The sequence below is a fragment of the Albidovulum sp. genome (genome assembly GCF_049646345.1).
Lineage (GTDB): Bacteria > Pseudomonadota > Alphaproteobacteria > Rhodobacterales > Rhodobacteraceae > Albidovulum.
The window spans coordinates 1-1946 of record NZ_JBARVQ010000827.1; the positions used below are offsets into that span (position 1 = coordinate 1).

The 1946-nt window shown below is 61.8% G+C and carries 4 protein-coding genes; 2 read left to right on the forward strand and 2 right to left on the reverse strand.

The window, feature by feature from the left end; translation table 11 throughout:
- Positions 1-230 (forward strand): hypothetical protein (locus WBB85_RS21625; protein WP_432640639.1); only part of this gene is annotated, 230 nt, incomplete at its 5' end.
- On the opposite strand, the gene WBB85_RS21630 is transcribed toward WBB85_RS21625, so the two are convergent.
- Positions 214-447 carry an acyl carrier protein gene (locus WBB85_RS21630; protein ID WP_347313100.1) on the reverse strand — a complete coding sequence of 78 codons (234 nt, stop codon included), beginning with the start codon at positions 445-447 and terminating at the stop codon, positions 214-216. The genes WBB85_RS21625 and WBB85_RS21630 overlap by 17 nt on opposite strands.
- A 255-nt stretch (positions 448-702) precedes the next feature.
- Here WBB85_RS21630 and WBB85_RS21635 point away from each other — a divergent pair, with 255 nt between their 5' ends.
- On the forward strand, positions 703-1152 hold the full coding sequence (locus WBB85_RS21635; RefSeq protein ID WP_432640640.1) for an ABA4-like family protein: 450 nt from the start codon (positions 703-705) through the stop codon (positions 1150-1152).
- 4 nt (positions 1153-1156) lie between these two features.
- Here WBB85_RS21635 and fabG read toward each other — a convergent pair whose 3' ends face one another.
- Positions 1157-1894: a 3-oxoacyl-ACP reductase FabG gene (fabG, locus tag WBB85_RS21640; protein WP_432640641.1), complete on the reverse strand. Its 738-nt coding sequence runs from the start codon at positions 1892-1894 to the stop codon at positions 1157-1159.
- Positions 1895-1946: the final 52 nt, after the last annotated feature.

Below are 1946 nucleotides of genomic sequence, written 5' to 3' on the forward strand. Positions count from 1 at the left end.
CCCAAGCGCGTTGTCAGTCATACGCAGCCGCGGGACATAACCGAAAATACAAGACGCGGCTGATAACCCCATACCTTTCAGATTCGGCGGGCATACGCTTTGCAGCAACCAAGGCCGACACCGCACAAAAGAGCGTGCCTTGTTTTCTGGCCACAGACAAAACGAAAACGGCGCCCGCGAAGGGCGCCGTTCCGAACTTGCTTCCCGATCCGCTCAGGCGGCTTCGGTGATGAACTTGACCGCGTCGCCGAAGGTCTGGATGGTTTCGGCGGCGTCATCGGGGATCTCGATCCCGAATTCTTCTTCGAACGCCATGACCAGCTCGACCGTGTCGAGGCTGTCCGCGCCCAGATCGTCGATGAACGAGGCGCTCTCAGTCACCTTGTCCTCTTCGACGCCAAGATGCTCGACGACAATTTTCTTCACGCGATCTGCGATGTCGCTCATGTCAAATCCTCATTTTCGCGGGGCGCCCCCGCCTTCTGGTCTCTTGCTCGGTCCGAGCGGCTCATGCCCCGCATAAAGCAAAGGCAACCGGAAAAGCGCATGTCCGTCCCGGCACTTCGCCGCCGCCTATAGCACAGTCTAATCCCGAGGCAAACGCTTTCGCAATCACCATTGCACCCGGCGATGACCACAGGTTGTGGGTCGGGCGGGATTGACCTAGCGTCGCGTGAATTCTGCCCGGACGGACAATTCTATATGACCTATGATCTGGCGTTCATTCTGCTCCACTTGGTGATCGCGCCCTGCTGGTTTCTGCTTTTCTTCGCGCCACGCGCTGTATGGACAGAGAGGCTGGTCCACTCGGCGCTGATGCCCGCACTGTTGGGCTGCATCTATATGGTTCTTTTGTGTGCCGGGATCTTTCTTGGCCAGGCCAATCCCGATGCGGGCATGGAGAGCCTGCCTGCCGTCATCGCCCTTCTGTCGCATCCAAACGGTGCGCTGACCGGCTGGGTGCATTTCCTGATCTACGATCTGTTCGTCGGCGCCTGGATCGCGCGCGATGCCGCGCGCCTTGGTCAGTCGCATCGCTCGACCCTGCCCGCGCTGGCCTTTGCCCTGATCTTCGGTCCGGTCGGCCTGCTCATCCACCTTGCCCGGCGCGCGTTGACGACCCGCGCCGGAACAAGGCTTTCCGAGGCCTGACGGATCAGACCATATCCAAACCGCCATTCACATGAAGGGTGGCACCCGTCACATAACCCGCCTCGGCACTGGCAAGGAAAAGCACGGCCGCGGCGATCTCTTCAGGCGTGCCCATGCGGCCCGCCGGGATATTGGTAGAGATCCGGTCTTTCTGTTCATCGTTCAGCTTGTCGGTCATCGCGGTGGCGATGAAGCCGGGGGCGACGCAGTTTACGGTGATGCCACGGCTCGCCACTTCCTGCGCCAGCGCTTTTGACATGCCGGTCAGCCCGGCCTTCGCGGCGCAATAGTTGCCCTGCCCGGGATTGCCGGTGGTGCCGACGATCGAGGTGATATTGACGATCCGGCCCCAGCGCGCCTTCATCATCGGCCGCATCACGCCCCGGCAAAGCCGGAAGCTGGAGGTGAGGTTGACGTCGATCACCGATTGCCAGTCGTCATCCGACATCCGCATGAACAGGTTGTCGCGGGTGATGCCCGCATTGTTCACCAGAATATCGAGCCCACCCATCGCCGCGATGGCCTGTTTCGGCAGCGCCTCGACCGCCTCGGCATCCGAAAGGTTGCAAGGCAACACATGCGCCCGTTCGCCAAGCTCAGCCGCCAGCTCCTGCAAAGGCGCCTCGCGCGTCCCGGACAGGGCGACGGTCGCGCCCGCACCATGCAGCGCCCTGGCGACCGCGCCGCCGATCCCGCCCGATGCGCCGGTGACCAGCGCCGTTTTTCCTGTCAGATCGAACATCGCCTGCTCCTCATCTTCTTCTGTTCAAAAATACTCCGGGTGGGGTCCGGGG